The organism is Nonomuraea polychroma, assembly GCF_004011505.1.
GTDB lineage: Bacteria > Actinomycetota > Actinomycetes > Streptosporangiales > Streptosporangiaceae > Nonomuraea > Nonomuraea polychroma.
Genome location: NZ_SAUN01000001.1, coordinates 8218203 through 8233790 on the forward strand (window position 1 = coordinate 8218203; position 15588 = coordinate 8233790).

Annotated in this window: 19 protein-coding genes; 7 read left to right on the forward strand and 12 right to left on the reverse strand. The window is 63.6% G+C overall.

Features of this window, described 5'->3' with window-relative positions; genetic code table 11:
* Nucleotides 1–109: 109 nt before the first annotated feature.
* Nucleotides 110–655: a hypothetical protein gene (locus tag EDD27_RS37520; protein ID WP_127936606.1), complete on the forward strand. Its 546-nt coding sequence runs from the start codon at nucleotides 110–112 to the stop codon at nucleotides 653–655.
* Entirely contained in the window at nucleotides 652–1680 is a 1029-nt protein-coding gene (locus tag EDD27_RS37525; protein WP_127936607.1) for a hypothetical protein, read from the forward strand. The genes EDD27_RS37520 and EDD27_RS37525 overlap by 4 nt, the downstream gene beginning before the upstream one ends.
* A gap of 125 nt (nucleotides 1681–1805) precedes the next feature.
* Here EDD27_RS37525 and EDD27_RS37530 read toward each other — a convergent pair whose 3' ends face one another.
* On the reverse strand, nucleotides 1806–2036 hold the full coding sequence (locus EDD27_RS37530; RefSeq protein WP_241564469.1) for a CopG family transcriptional regulator: 231 nt from the start codon (nucleotides 2034–2036) through the stop codon (nucleotides 1806–1808).
* Nucleotides 2037–2240: 204 nt separating this feature from the next.
* Between EDD27_RS37530 and EDD27_RS37535 the strand changes: the two genes are divergently transcribed.
* Entirely contained in the window at nucleotides 2241–3023 is a 783-nt protein-coding gene (locus tag EDD27_RS37535; protein WP_164903967.1) for a carbohydrate kinase family protein, read from the forward strand.
* A gap of 65 nt (nucleotides 3024–3088) precedes the next feature.
* On the opposite strand, the gene EDD27_RS37540 is transcribed toward EDD27_RS37535, so the two are convergent.
* Nucleotides 3089–4156, reverse strand: a complete 1068-nt coding sequence (locus EDD27_RS37540) for a hypothetical protein (protein ID WP_127936610.1) — start codon at nucleotides 4154–4156, stop codon at nucleotides 3089–3091.
* 790 nt (nucleotides 4157–4946) lie between these two features.
* On the opposite strand from EDD27_RS37540, the gene EDD27_RS37545 reads away from it, so the two are divergent.
* The 3 genes from EDD27_RS37545 to EDD27_RS37555 are packed head-to-tail and all read left to right on the forward strand — an operon-like array spanning nucleotide 4947 to nucleotide 7907.
* Nucleotides 4947–5180, forward strand: a complete 234-nt coding sequence (locus tag EDD27_RS37545; RefSeq protein ID WP_127936611.1) for a hypothetical protein — start codon at nucleotides 4947–4949, stop codon at nucleotides 5178–5180.
* The gene (locus EDD27_RS37550; protein WP_127936612.1) at nucleotides 5177–7309 is read left to right on the forward strand and encodes a hypothetical protein; all 2133 of its coding nucleotides are present in this window, start codon (nucleotides 5177–5179) and stop codon (nucleotides 7307–7309) included. The genes EDD27_RS37545 and EDD27_RS37550 overlap by 4 nt, the downstream gene beginning before the upstream one ends.
* Nucleotides 7281–7907 carry a hypothetical protein gene (locus EDD27_RS37555; protein ID WP_127936613.1) on the forward strand — a complete coding sequence of 209 codons (627 nt, stop codon included), beginning with the start codon at nucleotides 7281–7283 and terminating at the stop codon, nucleotides 7905–7907. Before EDD27_RS37550 ends, EDD27_RS37555 begins: the two co-directional genes overlap by 29 nt.
* Before the next feature lie 816 nt (nucleotides 7908–8723).
* Here EDD27_RS37555 and EDD27_RS37560 read toward each other — a convergent pair.
* From EDD27_RS37560 to EDD27_RS37590, 8 genes are all read right to left on the reverse strand, one after another.
* Entirely contained in the window at nucleotides 8724–10070 is a 1347-nt protein-coding gene (locus EDD27_RS37560; RefSeq protein ID WP_241564470.1) for a tyrosine-type recombinase/integrase, read from the reverse strand.
* Between the two features lie 14 nt (nucleotides 10071–10084).
* The gene (locus EDD27_RS37565; RefSeq protein WP_127936615.1) at nucleotides 10085–10276 is read right to left on the reverse strand and encodes a helix-turn-helix transcriptional regulator; all 192 of its coding nucleotides are present in this window, start codon (nucleotides 10274–10276) and stop codon (nucleotides 10085–10087) included.
* Nucleotides 10273–11655: a replication initiator gene (locus EDD27_RS37570; protein WP_127936616.1), complete on the reverse strand. Its 1383-nt coding sequence runs from the start codon at nucleotides 11653–11655 to the stop codon at nucleotides 10273–10275. The genes EDD27_RS37565 and EDD27_RS37570 overlap by 4 nt, the downstream gene beginning before the upstream one ends.
* Nucleotides 11656–11871: 216 nt before the next feature.
* Nucleotides 11872–12033 (reverse strand): hypothetical protein, encoded by a 162-nt coding sequence (locus EDD27_RS54815; RefSeq protein WP_164903968.1) that lies wholly within the window; start codon nucleotides 12031–12033, stop codon nucleotides 11872–11874.
* A gap of 18 nt (nucleotides 12034–12051) precedes the next feature.
* On the reverse strand, nucleotides 12052–12393 hold the full coding sequence (locus EDD27_RS37575) for a hypothetical protein (protein WP_127936617.1): 342 nt from the start codon (nucleotides 12391–12393) through the stop codon (nucleotides 12052–12054).
* Between the two features lie 20 nt (nucleotides 12394–12413).
* Complete coding sequence (locus tag EDD27_RS37580; RefSeq protein WP_127936618.1) at nucleotides 12414–13076, reverse strand: DUF2637 domain-containing protein; 663 nt, start codon at nucleotides 13074–13076, stop codon at nucleotides 12414–12416.
* Between the two features lie 20 nt (nucleotides 13077–13096).
* Nucleotides 13097–14416, reverse strand: coding sequence for an FtsK/SpoIIIE domain-containing protein (locus tag EDD27_RS37585; protein WP_127936619.1), 1320 nt, complete (start codon nucleotides 14414–14416; stop codon nucleotides 13097–13099).
* Nucleotides 14409–14738, reverse strand: a complete 330-nt coding sequence (locus EDD27_RS37590) for an SCO3933 family regulatory protein (protein ID WP_164903969.1) — start codon at nucleotides 14736–14738, stop codon at nucleotides 14409–14411. The genes EDD27_RS37585 and EDD27_RS37590 overlap by 8 nt, the downstream gene beginning before the upstream one ends.
* Before the next feature lie 107 nt (nucleotides 14739–14845).
* Between EDD27_RS37590 and EDD27_RS37595 the strand changes: the two genes are divergently transcribed.
* Entirely contained in the window at nucleotides 14846–15211 is a 366-nt protein-coding gene (locus EDD27_RS37595) for a GntR family transcriptional regulator (protein ID WP_127936620.1), read from the forward strand.
* Here the strand turns inward: EDD27_RS37595 and EDD27_RS37600 are convergent.
* Both EDD27_RS37600 and EDD27_RS37605 read right to left on the reverse strand, forming a co-directional pair.
* Nucleotides 15171–15362 (reverse strand): hypothetical protein, encoded by a 192-nt coding sequence (locus tag EDD27_RS37600; RefSeq protein ID WP_127936621.1) that lies wholly within the window; start codon nucleotides 15360–15362, stop codon nucleotides 15171–15173. The two genes, EDD27_RS37595 and EDD27_RS37600, sit on opposite strands and share 41 nt — an antisense overlap.
* A complete protein-coding gene (locus EDD27_RS37605) occupies nucleotides 15359–15565 on the reverse strand; it encodes a hypothetical protein (protein WP_127936622.1) in 207 nt (68 codons plus the stop codon). The genes EDD27_RS37600 and EDD27_RS37605 overlap by 4 nt, the downstream gene beginning before the upstream one ends.
* Nucleotides 15566–15588: the final 23 nt, after the last annotated feature.

Genomic DNA, 15588 nt, shown 5'->3' on the forward strand with positions numbered 1-15588 from the left:
GGACACGACCGATCCTGGGATGCTACGGGTGAGTGGCGCGGAAATACGCACTCTGACACAAGAGGCGGACGCGGCCGAAAATGTCGTACGTAAGTTCTAATGTAGGTTCATGATGATCGAGGGACCGGACGGACAAGGGCTTTGGGGAACCAAGGCAAGATTATTTATTGTCTCCTACGCCCCACTCATCGGGATCTTCGCCGCCAGGAGCGCACCGCATTGGTGGTGGACTGCCTCATTGTCCATCCTCGCCGTAGCGGGCGCCGTTGATGGCTGGAGGATGGTCCGCAGCGCCCGGAAGCGCTCAACTGCGCGCATGAAGGTGACCAACGTCGAAGATCAGGGCAACGCGGTCTCGGGCTATCTAGCGACATACCTCCTTCCCTTCCTTTCCGAACTGCCTAGCGGATGGGGTGACGGGATTGCTTACTTTCTATACTTTGCCACCGCCTTCGTGATCTTCCTCAAATCGAATCTTGGAGTCGTAAATCCGACACTCTACGTCCTCGGCTGGCGCGTCTCTCGCGTTGCCCTCAATGGCCGAGACACCCTTCTCGTATCACGCAAACCGGTCAAAGTCGGAGAAAGTGTACATGTAGCAGTGGCGCTCGGAGTGCACGTTACTGTCTCAACATATGGCACCATTGGGGAATGACCCCCGATGAGCCCAGAGCAGTTGGCGATATCACTCTTGATGGCACCCCCTACCTGGTGCTCGGACGACGCAAGGGGCGGCGGGACATGGAGGCGAGGAGGGTCGTGATCCATGAAGATCTACACGAGCCACTCTGGGAGTTGTCCCTGCATGCTCTGGAACGCGTACGGGCAGGTAATGCACGCTCGTACGAGCCGAATGCCGAGCTTGAGCTGGGAGAGGAATATTTCCTACTCGACCTAGATGAGATACCAGAACAGCCAGAGAAGCCCTCTAGGGGGAAGAAGGCTGACCTGACGCCAGAGGACGACAATCAAGATCGAACGGCTGCTCTTATTCGTGCACTCCGGGATGTCGGTGTCCTAGACATACTGGATCCGCACGAGCTTCCGGAGTTCACCCCCACCCTCTTCTACTCGGTCGCATGGCAGCAGGCCGATGACACCTGGGTTCACTTCATTCGTAAGACAAACCCACGTCAAGTGTTCAAGCCCGGCCTGAAATGGCTTGGCTACGGTGACACCTTGAAGCGGATCGCGGACCCTGCGATGGTCATCGATGATCTCATCGACATGATCCTCACCGCAGATCAGCTTGCCGCGTTCAGTGGGCAGCACCTGAAGACCCTTTTTACGGACGTGCATATCGTTCTGCAAGACGTTCCCAAATATGTGGATACCGTCGCCAAGATCCTCGATGAGGAGAGCATCGGCATCACCGAGGATGCCAAGACAGCACTGCTCGCAGCATCCAAGAAGCGAGTCTCCTTTGCCGCGCGACTCTATAGGCTGCAGGAGCGCCTAGCGGAGATCAGGTTGGACCTCAACCGACTGGGCAAGGTCATGGACCTTCATACGATCGACATCGGTTCCTTGCTCGACGGAGAGGGGAAGATCCACTTCCAGGAAGATCAAGCGGGCCTGTTCCTCGATGTTCTCGACGGTCGACTTTTCAAGGATGACTGGACGGGCGAGCCGCGCCGAGCGGATAGGTACTCACGCTGGCAGTCGACGTCCAGCTCGTAAATCAAGGGCTCAGAACCCTGCTCGGCGAGGTCTGGCGCCCGTGAGCAACGGACGGTTTCGAACATCCTGAGGAGCGATCCAGTCGGCGCGTAGCAGAGCGTTCATCACTTCGTTGCTCTTCCGGTTCATGTGATGACCCGCCTGCGATCGTGCTCAACATCGAGCTCTTCCAACTTCTCGATCGCTGCCGCGCGCTCGTCATCAGAAACTGGGCCGTATTCTCCCTCAAGCCAGTGCACCAGCTCCACCAATCGGTCCCGCTCACGCTTGAAACGCAACGCCTCGGCGACGTACCGCGACAGGCCACGCTTCCCCACCTCCGCGCGGATCTCGTCAAGGAGTTCCGGGATCGTCACCGTTACCGTCCTCGTCGCCATACTCGCCGTGCGGTATGTGATCTGCCTTGGCCGGGGACACTGAGGCTGTGGCTGCAATCGTCGCAGGCGTCCTGAGCTGCCGCCAAGACTCGGTGAGCATCCGGGCGCCGAAGGTCGCGTTTCCGGTGTCGCTGGATGCGCTCGCCGAGAGGCTGTGCGCTTGCGCTCTGCGTCAGGCAGCCTATGCCTGACTTCTGGATCATCGGCCCCATCGCGTGGGACCTCGCCCTGTACGTTGACCACCTCCCCGCAAGTGGTCACTTCGTTCAAGCCAGCGAGACTGCCGAGCGCCCAGGCGGAACCGGAGCCAATGTCGCCGTCGCGCTTAGCCAGGCCGGCGGACGCGTCCACATGATCGGCTACGTGGGAACCGACACCGCCGGCCAGAACATGATCAATTTGCTTACGGCTGCCGGAGTCGATGTCGGGCAGGTACAGGTCCTGGAGGGACGCACGTCCACCGTGGTTCTGCTCGTGGAGCCCAACGGCGAACGCACCATCATCGGCATCCACCCTGACCTGCTTCACACCATCACGATCCCCACACAAGCCATGGCGCCCGGAGACATCGTCTACTTTGCCGCCTGGCACGACACGTTCACCGCCGCAGCCCAAGCCATGGCCGTTGCAGGAGCGCTGATCACGAGCGTACCGCCAGGCACAATCCCCGCCATGCAGTACCTGATCGGATCCCGTAACGACTTCACCGCTGTCCCCGACAAGACCATCGCCATCATGACGGAAGGCGCAAACGGGGTCACCGTCTACTCATCCGGCAAGAGCGCTCATTACCCAGCCATTCCCGCAGATGTGGTGGACGCGACTGGTGCGGGTGATGCCTTCGCCGCAGGCCTGCTTTGGGAGGTCGGCAACGGAAAGACGCTGGTCGAAGGCGTGCATCTCGGGCTGGCCTGGGCCGCCGCATCCGTCCAGGAGAGATCGTCCATGCCGACCAAACTTCAGTGAGAGATCGAGCTGTTCCGCCCAATCGGACAAGGGGCTTGCGCCAAGAAGATTAAGCCAACGGTAAGCTACCGGTAATACTCCCAGTCATTCAAGGCAAGAGCCTCTTCCCAATCCGTTTCAATTGTCGTTCCATCGAGAAAAGAAAATGGCGCATACTCCTCCCTGTTTGCGAGGATCTGGAGGATGTCGTCGTAGAGCCCGGACAGCTCCCCGTCAGTAGCTTGCCTAACCCGGTTTACTATCGGGCGCAGCACCCCTAAACGAATCCCGAATTGCCTATAGAGAGCACTCACAAAGATGTCGTCAGATTCGCCAGTCTCACCGAAGGCGAGTGCTGCCATGAACGGTTCATAGTAAGTCAGAATGAATTGATTGAGATCTACGACTAAGTCTATCGCCTCAACCTCGTTGTCGATGGGATCGAACGCGTCGACGCGAAGCGAATCACGACTGTATTGGCCTTTCGGGAAAGAAGCGACGCATCCGTAAGCCACTTCTGGGGGAATTCCACCAATAGATTTGATTGACCGTTTCTGGGCAACGAGCTTGTCCTGGAGGTCGCTTGGCATATCTCCCGACCTTCCCTTCGCCTCTGCAACTACCCATCCGGACGCCCTTCTTCCAAATAGATCAGCGCGTTTACGTGTTGCGGCGAAGGTGGCACGATAACGATGCGCATATCGGTCGACGTGCATTAGAAAGGGAACGAGGAGGACCTGTTCGCTAAAAACGCCCGTCATTGCCTGGCCAAGCGCGTACGAGATAGCCCCCTTTTCGGAACGATCTAATTCGAGAGCCAAGCTGGATCTAACAAGCCGACTGTTGACGGTTCTCCTACGGATATAGGCGGGAATGATTGCGGTACGATGAAGCCATTCCCATACCGAAGCAAAGCCATACCTGACTCTATCGCCCGGCGCGCGGCCCGTGACAAACAACGCGTGGGCGAGATGATCAGCAGTAAACGTTAAAAGGCCACTCGGATAAACGCTCGCGTCGAAGGCTGTCGCATTGTACGAGACCTGGAAGGGTCGACCTGTTGGCATATGACATCCTCTCCTCCTGCAGCCGGTAAGGCCGACATCCTTATTAGCACATATGTGATTGCTGTAGAAGAGATACCTCGCGGTCACCGTTGAACTCGAATGCAGGCAAGATGCTGTAGCCCCACGGCACTACCTGACGCGTGGGGCCAATGTGTGGATACGCACACTGGGGTCGGTGATGATACTGGACTGCACCTCGCCCGGGGCGATGAACTTGACATCCTGGCTAAATTGCTGGGCCCCGCGAACGTTCGCCTCCAGTTCCTGCCACGTCCTGGGCTCTCCCGACGGCGGCAGGATCACCCCGCTCGGCAGGTGGCCTGTGCAGCGGGAGGCACAGGCTGGGACAGCCGCGTACCCCGAGTCAAGTTCTTCGGACTCGCGCCTGTGCGGCTGACCGGTCAGCTCGCGACCTCCACCCCTAGTACCTCGGCGAGTTGCCCCACCACTCTTATCTGGTCTAGCGGCAGCCCGACCGTTGTCCATCTTGGAGAACCAGAAGGTTGGCCAGGCGAGTTTCTGGGCGAAGGCGGCTTGACCTCAGCCTTGCGGTGACCGTCCGACCCGCTGACGCTGGTCACGTACTGTCCTCACGTCGCCCCCTCCCTTCCCGTCGTCGCTTGCTTCGACGATAGAGCGGGTGAGATCGCGTTCCTTTGGGCGAGGCGCCGACTCGCAGTGAAGATTCTAGAGATCAGGCGTCCATCAAACCGAACCGGCTCCAGCGTGCAGAGCTCTTCATGCGTGTACGTACGGGACCCTTCGTTTGGGTCGACTTTGCGGGAAGAATCGCGAATTAGTTGGTTACCGCTGCAATCGACTCTGGCGGGGTTATCGTCGGTTGGGGGCCTTGAGAGCCGTACGAGGAGAGATCGGCATGCCTGGTCTTGATCGCGAGGCGATGCAGGCAGCGATGTTACGCATCCAGAAGTTGTCCGACGACAACTGGTGGGCCCTGCATGCCTCCAGCACGCTGATGGAAGCCGAAGCATGGGTTGGGCCAAGCGGGAACCGCTTCGGTGACACAGTTCACGGAAGCCAGCGTGAGTTGCGCGCGATGCTGGCCCAGGCCGTCACCATGGCCAAGGACGAGTTGGCGAGGGCGAAATGAGCTTCACCGGAGTCAAACTGCCGGAGTTCGACACCCTGGTCGCACGTCACACGGCTGCCGCCATGCAAATCGAGGAGCTTGCCTCGCTGTTATACGGGGAGCTGAACGGTGCAGGGCTGGACACCGCTCCAGCGGAACGGATCAGGAAACTCGCGGCGCAGGTCGGCCAGGAAGCCGAAGACCTACGCAAACGGCAGCGCATCGTCCGGGAGATGGAACGACTCAAGATCTCCATCGGGCCGCCCGTAGCGACGGGAACCCTCATCGCGGTCCCGGATTCGCTCCCCCAGGCTCAAGGGATACTCGACGGCGCGGCCGCAGCCAAAGCGGCCAAGGCCGCGGCGGCCGGGGACAAGAACGCGTTGAAGCAGTTGCAGGCGTACGCGTCGAAGGCGCGAGACGCCGGGTTCGTCAAGGCGTTCCTTTCCCAGCTCGGCGCCAAGGGGGTGACGGAAGTGCCGGCCGCGATCGCCGCTCAACTGCGTGCCGCGGCCTCAGCGGGTAACGCTGGTCAGACCTCCAAGGAAGCCCGGGAGGCGATGCGGTTACTCGCCACGGCACTGGCCAAGGGAACCAATCCCCGCGATCCCGCGTACATGGACGACTGCTTCCTCAACGAGTTGGTCAAGCACGGGCGCAGTGAGTTCAAGGTGAACGGCGTCTCCTACTACGGATATCAGGCGCAGGCACTGATCTGGCGGGCAAGCGAGGGCAAGCCGCCGTTCTCCGAGAAGTTCATGCAGGTTGTCGGACGAGACGCCATCGTCTTCGAGAAGGAGAAGTTCCAGGACCGCTGGAAGGCGTCCAAAGACGCAATCGGGAGCGCTCTGGGCAGCAAACAGATGCCCATGGCGGACCTCGCCACCGTGCTCGGCGTCACCCAATGGATGACTCCCGGAACGCCCTCGATGGGGTCCGCGAAGCAGCCTGTCGACGAGTCACGAAAACGGCTCGGCTCGGCGGTCATCGACGACCTGTTCCATGCGGCGGCTAGCGACGCGAAGGCCTCACAGGCCCTGCTGAATCACAAGCCGGCCGGATGGAAGCAGTCGGTTCTGTCCTACATGCTGACCGATCGCCTCGGCGCGTTTCAGTTCCATGGCAACACCGACCCGTTCGGGCAGGCGCTGCGGAAGGCGCTGGTCGGAAGGGACCCCGTCTCGCTGGCCTTGACCACGGAAGCAGTGAACACCCTCAAGGAACAGGCCAAGAAGGTCTTCGCAGCGGATAGCAGTGGGAAACTCTCCATTACCGATCGGAAGCTGTTCGATCAGCTGAGTTTCCTCAGGCATCCCATGGGCAGCGCCTTGGCGGCCCATATCGATCAGGTCTACGGCACATACGAGACCAAGAGCGGGGGCTTCCTAGGGCCCGACAAGCGACAGATCAACAAGGCCGACATGGATCGACTGCTCGTACTGGTCAGCGGCGACAGAGACGCCGCCACAGAACTTCAGGCCGCCGAAGCAGCACACATGCTTGAGACGATCAACGACTCCTTCAAGGCGAACGGCGGGAAAGAGGTGGACTCTGCACTACGTCCAGAGGCCAGAGTCTTCGGACACCTGGTGGAGGCCCGCAGGCTGGCCTTACTCGCCAACGCATGGAGCGATGAGCAGGCCAGAAAAGATGCGAAAGACACAATTAATGCTGCATTTGCCTTCCTAGTAGGACCGACCGGACAGCTTGGCACCAAGGTAGCGGGAGAGATCGGCGGGCAAGTCGCAGAGAAGGGCGCCGAGATAGGGTTCGACAAACTTGCTGCATTAGCCGCCGAACGCATGATCAAACTAGGCGTCACATCAGGCGAGGCCTTGAATACCGCCAACAACCAAAACGAGATGATCGTGTGGCTGATGAAGAGCGGCATCACTAGCGCGAAGATCGCTGCCGGGGATTGGCCTCGCGCCGCCATGAGGGCCGCCGAGAACACCCGCTTCGTCACTGGCGGTCATCCGCCTACCATCAAGCCCATACAGGAAATTGTCGCCGATCCGGTGACATTTGATCAGTTCATGAAATGGGCACGACGGTACACCGACATCGAAGAGATCACAAGTAACTTGCATGACACCATGAACACGGCAACGGACACCGTGCATGGCAATTTGGGAATCAACAAGTACTGACATGAAGCCTCCAACCGTCAGGCATATCGCTGGCACCGGCACCGGACTGGTCCTTATCTTCGCGATGGTGACCGGTTGCACCGGCACTGGTTCGCCATCATCGCCGAGCCCGGACAACAAGACCATCGCCAGTCCGGTTACCGACGCCCCGCCCTACTGGTGCGACTTCCTCCCGCAACAAGCGGTCCGCACGATCAGCGGCCTCACACTCCCGCTGCAGGAGGACAAGAGCGGGGTACCGGCAACCCACGGGATATGCACACTTCGCAATGAATACACCCGGCTCTCCGTCGTGTGGTCGGTGCGGGACGGCGACAGCACCATGGACCTGGCACGCAAGAACTTCGGCGAGCATCAACTGGCCGCGCTGCCAGCGGATCTCGGCACGGGACTCATCGCGTACACCGGCCGCTTGCCACGCACCAACCCGTACTACACCATGATGTTGTTCCGGTGCGGCGCCCAGCGGCCGTGGATCAGCGTCGACCTGTCCGAGGTGGCCAAGGGACGTGACCCGGTGAGCGACTTGACGCAACTGCTCAGCATCGCCCGCAACCGGTACGGCGAACTCCACAAATGCACCCCGAAGCCGAACTGACAGACGTTAACGCGCTATCCGTAAAACAGGTGGCATGCGTGGTTACGGACGCGGAACTCAGGGCGGGAAGGCGGGAACAGTTCGTCGCACTTCGCGGCGATCAGCGGCGCCACTCGTTTCCTGTCGCTGGCCTCCCGATCGATACGCCTCGGCTCTTCCAAACGATCAACGCGAGTGGTTGCCTTCTTGCGCGGGGCCGCCGGGACGTTCTCCGGACGCTTACGCGGCGCGGCGGAGGTCGCTGACCGATGACGGTTCACCGATGATATCGTCCTGCCCTTCGACACCTTGGGACTTGAGCTGGGCGTCGCCGAGGGGGACGGCGTGCGAGGCGTAGACGGCGACGGCGACGTGAGCAGAAACGACTGTTCAGCAACGCTCAACCGTGGCGTCGGCATCGCGGCGTTTGTTCGAGGTGAGGCGCTGTCTGTCCCCCATGCACTCGACCAGATGCCGAAGCCTACGCACGTCAGGAAGCCTGCGATAAGCGCCGGCCGGGTCAGAAGATCCCGGTTGCGCATAGTCGACCTCTTTGGCGGGGCTGGGGTTGAGTACGTTCGCCAGGGGAGAGAGTCCGATGCGGTGTGGCGCCGAGACCGAAGCGGCATGCCATACGGTGGTCGCCGCAGCGGGCGGAGCTCTTCCGGTGACGGGGTGGGGTGGTCGTGGTCTTCGTGCATGGTCCTCCTTTCTCGCTGCGCGTGCATGTCAGCGTGGCGCAGCGTGTCGGCGTTTAGCGGGATCGACGCGGCGTAGTGAGCAGGGGAAAGTGAATCGGCCCTGGCCGGGCCAGGGCCGAAGGTGGATAAGCGTGACCTATGTATCCAAGGCGTTGTTAATCTTGCCGTTGATGTGCTCTTGCTGGCCGTCGATGCATTTGGCATAGACGCGTAGGAGCACGTCCACGCTGTGACCGGCGCGCTTGGCGACCTCGGGGGCCGGGACGCCTGCGTTCAGCCAGAGCGAGACTGCCGCGTGGCGGAGGTCGTACGGCCGGGCAGCCAGCGACGAGGACACTTGTTCCGGCGTGAGGGCGAGTTTGCGAGCCTCCTGCCAGACGTAGGAGTAGGCCGAGCTTGAGTAGGAGCCGCCTGAGCCGGTGCGGAAGATCCTGCCGTCCTTGGCGGTGCCGTACTCGGTGATGTGCTCGCGGAGCATGGCGACCAGGACGGGCGGGCTCGGGATCTCTCGTGTTTCCTTGTCCGCACGGTGCTTCAGGCCGCGCGACTCGTGAGTCTCGCCAGAGTTGGTCCAGCGCTTCGTTCCCTGAGGCCGGGCCTTCTCCAAGACGATCAGGCCCCAACCCGACTCGGGCAACGTGCAGTTCCGCAGCCGCAAATCGGCCGCTTCCTCCGGGCGAAGGGCGGCGTAGTAGATGCAGGCGAACAGCGCCTTCAGCCGCGCACCTCGCTTGCGGCCCACCTTGGGCAGAGCGTCGAGGAGGTGCCGTGCTTGGGCCGGGTTGACCACCGTGCGAGGATCGATGACCGTGGCTGCCTTCGGTGCCGTCCATTTGATCTCGTCCAACGGGTTGCTGCTGAACACCTTCTGCTCCACCGCATGTTCCAGCAGGTGATGCAGGATGGAGCGCTTACGCCGAACCGTGTTCGCGCCCGCCGGAGCACCAGCGAAGGTCACCGAGATGGCGTCGAGCGCCGTACGCAGGACCTGCGCCTCTCCCAGCGCCGACAGCGGAAGGGACGCTCTCTCTAGCCAGCTCAACGCCGCAGCTTGGGCCGCAGTCAGCTCGGCCCGCCTGCTCTCTGGGAGAAGAACGTGAAGCTTGAGGACCTCACGCAGTTCCTCAGCGGCCGGGCGGCGCGGCGCGGCGGCCACCAGGGCAGGGACCAGCGTCAGGAGCGCGTACGCGTCGGTTTCACGGGTCCGGGCCGCTGAGGTGTTCCAGCGCCGGAGCACGTACGCCTGAGCGAACTCGAGGAACGATGGACCGGAAGCCGAGGGGGCGAGCATCGATACCGGCAGGCCGGTGGCGACGTCGAACTCCTCCCCCGTCTTTGTCGCCTGACGCAGGTCGGACATGAAGGCGTTGGCCAGCCCTTTGGTCCGGAAACTCTTCGACTTCTGCTTGCCAGCAACCCGCCAGCGGGCAATGTAGGCGGACGTGCCGCGGTCGGTGCGCTGCTGGATCTGGCCGAGCTTCACGTCGTAGGTCGTCTTCACTTCGCCTCCCGCCGCGAGTCGAGCCAGGCCATGAGGTCGCTCCGCCAGACGCGGAGTTCGAGGTTGGGCAGCTGTACGCACACCGGCGCGCGACCGAGCTCGCGCCAGCGGTAGAAGGTGCGACGGGAAACCCCACCCAACTCGTCGAGAACCTGAGCGACGGTCAGCAGCTCGTCACAGCGACTCATCGGGCTTCTCCCGCCATGTGCGAGACGGGGGTTCCCGTTATTGCTGCGGCGAGGATCTGGTCTCCGAGGCTGTAGCCCTTGCCTGCATAGGTCCATTCGCTGATCACGAGGACGGTGTCCTCCTCGAAGAGGGGCAGGCGGCCTGTGGTGATCTCGTGGTCGCGGGCGTGCTGTTCTCGGGCGGCGCGGAGTTCGCCCAGTGTGGTGGAGTAGCGGCGGGATCGAGTGGAGAAGTGGCCGCGGAACCCGAGCATGTGGGCCCAGTTGGCAAGGCGAAGTTCAGCCAGGTCCTCGATGGCGGCGAGGCGCAGGCACTCGGCGATCAGACGTTTGGGATGCTCACGAAGCTTGAACGCGTCAAGGTTGTCGAGGGGGTTGATGCGGCGGTCGAGGGTGCCGACGCACTCGGCCGCTTTCGTGGCGTACTTGGCGATGTAGCCGGCGACGGCCTGCTCGGTGAGATCCCCGTTCAGGGTGATGGGGCGGATGTCGAGCTGTTGGCCCCACTTGAGGAGGCGGGCGGGTTGGTCCTCGATGGCGGGCACAAGGGCGCTAACAACCTGAGCAGCGTGTCGCACGGCTTGCGTCAGGGCGTCGATGGTGGCCCAAGGAGGTGGTGGTGCAGCAGGGCCGCCGGGCCCGTCGAGACGGATGACGGCGTGGAAGTGGACAACGCCGCGGCGCTGGTATTCGGCGACCTTGGCGAAGGAGACGGTGAGGTGTTCGCGGAGGTCCTTCAGGGTCAGCCCACCGACCTTGGCCAGGCGGCGACGGAGGGAGTCGGCGAAGCGCTTCCACAGCAGCGGCGCCAGAGCGTTGAACAGAACGCTACCGGTGTAGTCGTAGCAGGCCGGGCACAGCGGCTCGCCAAGGTGGGGATCGTCGGGGCGGTGCTTGGCTGTGCAGGACATGACACGCCCATGTGGGCAGGTTTCGGGGTTGCGGCGGGCGTGGCAGGGCAGGACCTTGCCGTTCTTCTCACAACGTGAGTGGACCGTTCCAAAACTTGGCGCGGTGAGGGTGACGAACAGTGTGGGATGTGCGGTGACAGTCTCGGGTACGCCCTTGCCGCCGATGAGGCCCGCGCGGATGAGGTGGTAGGTGTCGGCGCGGTAGATCTCGGCACAGGCCGGGCAGCGGGAGGCGCGGCGGGTCTTGCAGGGCAGGCGGAGGATTCCGTCGGGTTCGTGGCGGGTGGTGTAGCGGTGCAGGAGCCGGCCGGTGGCGCGGTCGTGGTATTCGACCTTGCCGCGTAGGTGGATGGGCTGGCGGCAGCCGCCGGTGGCGCGGATCTGGGCGGCCCACCGGTCGTAGTCCGGTGCGTTGAGTCGGGCGATGACACCCGCGAGGACGTGCGGGTTGGTGGTGCATGCGGGCAAGATGGAAGCCTCCTTTCACTCGTTCGGGTGAGGGGATGGCCCCCGACCTGGCGTGTGTCTTGGCGGATGTGCGGCCAGGCCGGGGGCGCTGCGCGTTATGCGCCGTGGTTGTCGATACCGGTGCCGTCGCAGTCGCGGCAGCGATTGCGGTCGTTGTCCAGGCCGGTTCCGGTGCAGGTGCAGCAGCGGTAGTGGCTAAGTTCGATCAAGGGCTGTTCACCTCCTTGGGCGCGGTGTCGTGGTGAGGTAGATGCGCCAATGGGAGGGCCTGGCGCGGTCGGGATAGAGCCGTGAGGCGCCGATGACGGTGAAGTTCAGGCGCAGGCGGAACAGGGCGTCGATGACTTCGGCACGGGTGCCGTCGAGGCGGATGCGCATGGTCGTTTCTCCTGCTGGTCAGGTGGTGGCTGCCGGATCGGGCTCGATGCAGCCCCAGTAGCTTCGTTCGGCGGCGTGGCGAGCGCGGGCGGCGGTTGGGACGGCCACGGCCCGGTACTCCACCGGCCCGAAGCAGACCGAGGTGACGTAGTGGCCGTACTGGGAGTCCTCGAACTCGATGCGGGAGCCGATACAGGCGGCGATCTGGTCGATCTCGGCGCGCATGTCCGTGTCGTTGTTGTGTTCGGGGAAGTGGTGGACGGCAACGTGAGAGGAGACGGGCACCTCGGGGTGAGCCTCCAGGAAGGCGGCCAGGTCGAGTAGGCCGTTGATGAGGTCAGTGCGGCGGTTGCGGGTCATAGGGTGATCTCCCTTCTGCGTTAGGCGGTACGTAGCGTGCGGAGCAGGTCCGAGGCGAGTTGATTGGATACGCCCAGGTGGGCGCGTAGGGCGTCGCGGGTGATGGGCTTGCCGTGCTTGGCGTGGTGTTCGTCGGCGACACGGCGGGCGTAGTCGACGAGTGCCGGTGCGGGACCGTCCTGCTGGTCGTCCTGGCGGTCGTCCTCGTCCTGCTCGTCGATGGGGACGAGTTCCGGAACGGCGGGCGGTGTCAGGACGGGTGAGGACGAGACTTCCGGGATCTCTGTTGTTTCGGGACGGGCGTAGAATGCGCGGCGTTCGAGCATCGAGACGGCGAGCAGGAAGGCGCCCGCCGGGGTGGCGGCGGTGATCCAGCCCCAGACGGTTGGGGCGGCTTGGGCGAGGTTGGCGGCCAGCGAAAGGACGATTCCGCCGACCAGGACTAGGACGGGCCATGAGGCGAGACCGCGCCGGCCTCTGCGGGTCTTCTTGTCGCGTTGGCGTTCGCGGGCGGCCATGACGCAGGTCAGGTCGATGCAGACGGCGACGGCCCAGGACATCCAGCCGGTCTGGCCGTGCTCGGCGGCGGTGTCGCGGATGTGGGTGAACGATCCGGCACCGGCGATGATGGCCAGGACGAGAACCGGGCCGGTGTCCAGCAGCCAGCAGGCCAAGCGTCGCATCGTTGCCCTCCCTTCAGGCTTCAGGCGTTGACGGATTCGGGTAGGTGGGTGGTGATCTCGTCCCACGACGGGGCGAGATGGGCGTAGGTACGGGCGGCGTGTTCGGCGGTCTGCTCGGTGACGTAGAAGGAGCGGGCGCGGTACCACTGACCGTCCTGGCCAGCGACGATGGCGACGCCGGGTGTCTCGGCAGGGATGGCGCGAGCGGAGACCAGGGCGGCCGGGTCGAGGTCGCCGAGGGTCATGGTGGCGGTCTCCGGGTCGTTGACCCGGTGGCAGATCCGGCCCGAGCACTGAGCCCGGAGCGCGGTGACGCCGGGGCCGAGATCGGAACCGATCCGCTGGCCGCAGCAGAACAGGTAGATGCCGAACGCCCGCCCGAGCTGTGCCACCCGTAGCAGCGCGGTTGAGGTCTTGGCGATCTCGTCCTTTTCCCTCTTGTCGGCCATCAGGTACAGCTCGGCCAGCTCGTCGACCAGGACCACGATCGGGATCGGACGGATGCCGGGCGGGAGCTGCCAGATGTTGCGGGCGCCTGCCTGGCGGCATAGCCCCATGCGATCGACCATCAGGCCGACGAGGTCATCCAGCAGTGTGACCGTCTCGGCGCGCGAGGTGGCCAGCGCGGACAGGCGCGGGCTGTAGGGCGTGAACTCGACCCCACCTTTGAGGTCGAAGCCGACCAAGGCCACGGGTTGTGGAGCCAGCCCGACGATCAGAGCGTTGGCGAGATTCGACTTGCCGGACTGGGTCGCGCCCGCGTTCAGCCAGTGCGGCACCGTCTGGAAGTCGATGGTCCACGGCTTGCCGTTCTCCAGTCGTCCCACGATGACCTTGAGCAGGTCCGTCGAGGCGGGCAGGTGATCGACCTTGACGAGCGGATCATGCATGGTGGCCATCAGCACCACTCGCCCGGGCCGGGGCGAGGAGGCGCGGATGGCGTGCACGCCCCAGGAGTGCGCGAGTCGTTCGGCGGCGTCAGCGTAGTCGCCGGGTGTCTGGCCTTCCAGGGTGTGCAGGGTGACGCGCCAGCCGTGCCGGGTGGGCAGCGGCAGCCACATGAACGGCTTGGTGTCCACCGCGATGCGCTGGAAGCGGCGCTTGACGCGTACGACGCCGGTGGAGGCGACCATGCCGGGCACGGTGGTGAACCAGAAGCGCTGCCGCTTCTTGGTCAGCCCGCAGCCGAGGGCGACCCGTCGCCAGGAGGCGAGTACGGACAGGGCTGTGATCGGGTAGCCGACCACCAGCCAGAACGAGCCGGGATGCCAGCGGCGCCAGGCCCACAGCCCGGCCGCGACAGCGGCCAGGACTGTGAGCAGGACGAGCGCGTCACGCATCGGCGCTCTCCCGCACGGGGAGCAGGGCCGAGGCGCGGTAGCTGATGCCCCACCGGCCGGCGATCTCCCAGACGTAGCCGAGCAGGCCGACCGGGTTGACCTGATCGCCGACGCCGATGGGCGGCTCTCCGGTGGTGGCGATCTTGACGAGCTCGATCCGGCCGAACTCGTCCTCTACCGAGACGGTGACCTCGAAGACGGTGTTGCCGTTCTTGTCGGTCTTGATCTCACCGGTGTCGCGGTTGAGCACCCGCGGACGCGGGGCCTTGACGCAGGTGATGGCGAGCTTGCTGACATCCACAGGGATGGGAACGGAACGCATACTCTGACCTCCTTATTCGTCCTAGCCAACATAGTTAACCTAGTTAGCTCAGTTGTCAACGTCCTCTCGGTTGGCTTGGTTGTTATTTCGTGGTGTGATGGACTGCGATGGTCGAGAAAACCGGGCGGCCCGGCTACCTCCAGATCGCCGACGATCTCCGAGCGCAGATCCGCGGCGGTTCTCTCGCGCCCGGCACTCCCTTGCCGTCCACCGCCCAACTCGCCGAGCAGTACGACGCTTCGCTGTCGGTGGTGAAGATGGCCGTCGGCATCCTGCGTAACGAGGGCCTGGTGATCGGCCAGCAGGGCAAGGGAGTGTTCGTCCGCGACACCGACGCGGCACCCGCCGGCGACCTGGCGAGCGAGGTGACCGAGCTCCGCTCTGCCGTTCGCGACCTGTCGGAACGCTTGGCACGTGTCGAGGAGCAGTTGGCTACGTCCACGACACGCCGTTCCGGGCGTAGCAGCCGGTGACCTTCCGCGCCAGCGACGCAGACGCCCCGTTCGGACGCTGACGCAGGCTCAGAGCCTTGTCCTCGCGGCGGATGCCGACCAGGACCATGGTGTAGCCCACCAGCAGAGTGACGCCAAGGACTCCGGCGATGATCAGCGGGATCGTGGTCATGACCAGATCACCCCCGCCGCGGCCAGACCGCGAGGAGCCCGCGGCGGACGGCGGGTCTCGCCACGCCGCCTACCACCCTTGCGCTTGCCCGCCTGCTTCTTGAGCCAGCGGTCCCGGGCCCGGCACTTGCGGCAGAGCTCCCGCCCTTCGTTGAGCAGTGCCCCGCACGCGCAGGTGGGCTCGGGGTAGATGTCGTGATTCATGGTGATCACCTCTCCTTTCGGTC

Excerpts from the sequence above, each read along its gene's own strand:
- EDD27_RS37520 (WP_127936606.1), top strand. The coding sequence starts at position 110 with ATGATGATCGAGGGACCGGACGGACAAGGGCTTTGGGGAACCAAGGCA.
- EDD27_RS37525 (WP_127936607.1), top strand. The coding sequence starts at position 652 with ATGACCCCCGATGAGCCCAGAGCAGTTGGCGATATCACTCTTGATGGC.
- EDD27_RS37535 (WP_164903967.1), top strand. The coding sequence starts at position 2,241 with ATGCCTGACTTCTGGATCATCGGCCCCATCGCGTGGGACCTCGCCCTG.
- EDD27_RS37545 (WP_127936611.1), top strand. The coding sequence starts at position 4,947 with ATGCCTGGTCTTGATCGCGAGGCGATGCAGGCAGCGATGTTACGCATC.
- EDD27_RS37550 (WP_127936612.1), top strand. The coding sequence starts at position 5,177 with ATGAGCTTCACCGGAGTCAAACTGCCGGAGTTCGACACCCTGGTCGCA.
- EDD27_RS37555 (WP_127936613.1), top strand. The coding sequence starts at position 7,281 with ATGGCAATTTGGGAATCAACAAGTACTGACATGAAGCCTCCAACCGTC.
- EDD27_RS37565 (WP_127936615.1), bottom strand. The coding sequence starts at position 10,276 with ATGAGTCGCTGTGACGAGCTGCTGACCGTCGCTCAGGTTCTCGACGAG.
- EDD27_RS54815 (WP_164903968.1), bottom strand. The coding sequence starts at position 12,033 with ATGCGCATCCGCCTCGACGGCACCCGTGCCGAAGTCATCGACGCCCTG.
- EDD27_RS37575 (WP_127936617.1), bottom strand. The coding sequence starts at position 12,393 with ATGACCCGCAACCGCCGCACTGACCTCATCAACGGCCTACTCGACCTG.
- EDD27_RS37580 (WP_127936618.1), bottom strand. The coding sequence starts at position 13,076 with ATGCGACGCTTGGCCTGCTGGCTGCTGGACACCGGCCCGGTTCTCGTC.
- EDD27_RS37585 (WP_127936619.1), bottom strand. The coding sequence starts at position 14,416 with ATGCGTGACGCGCTCGTCCTGCTCACAGTCCTGGCCGCTGTCGCGGCC.
- EDD27_RS37590 (WP_164903969.1), bottom strand. The coding sequence starts at position 14,738 with ATGCGTTCCGTTCCCATCCCTGTGGATGTCAGCAAGCTCGCCATCACC.
- EDD27_RS37595 (WP_127936620.1), top strand. The coding sequence starts at position 14,846 with ATGGTCGAGAAAACCGGGCGGCCCGGCTACCTCCAGATCGCCGACGAT.
- EDD27_RS37600 (WP_127936621.1), bottom strand. The coding sequence starts at position 15,362 with ATGACCACGATCCCGCTGATCATCGCCGGAGTCCTTGGCGTCACTCTG.
- EDD27_RS37605 (WP_127936622.1), bottom strand. The coding sequence starts at position 15,565 with ATGAATCACGACATCTACCCCGAGCCCACCTGCGCGTGCGGGGCACTG.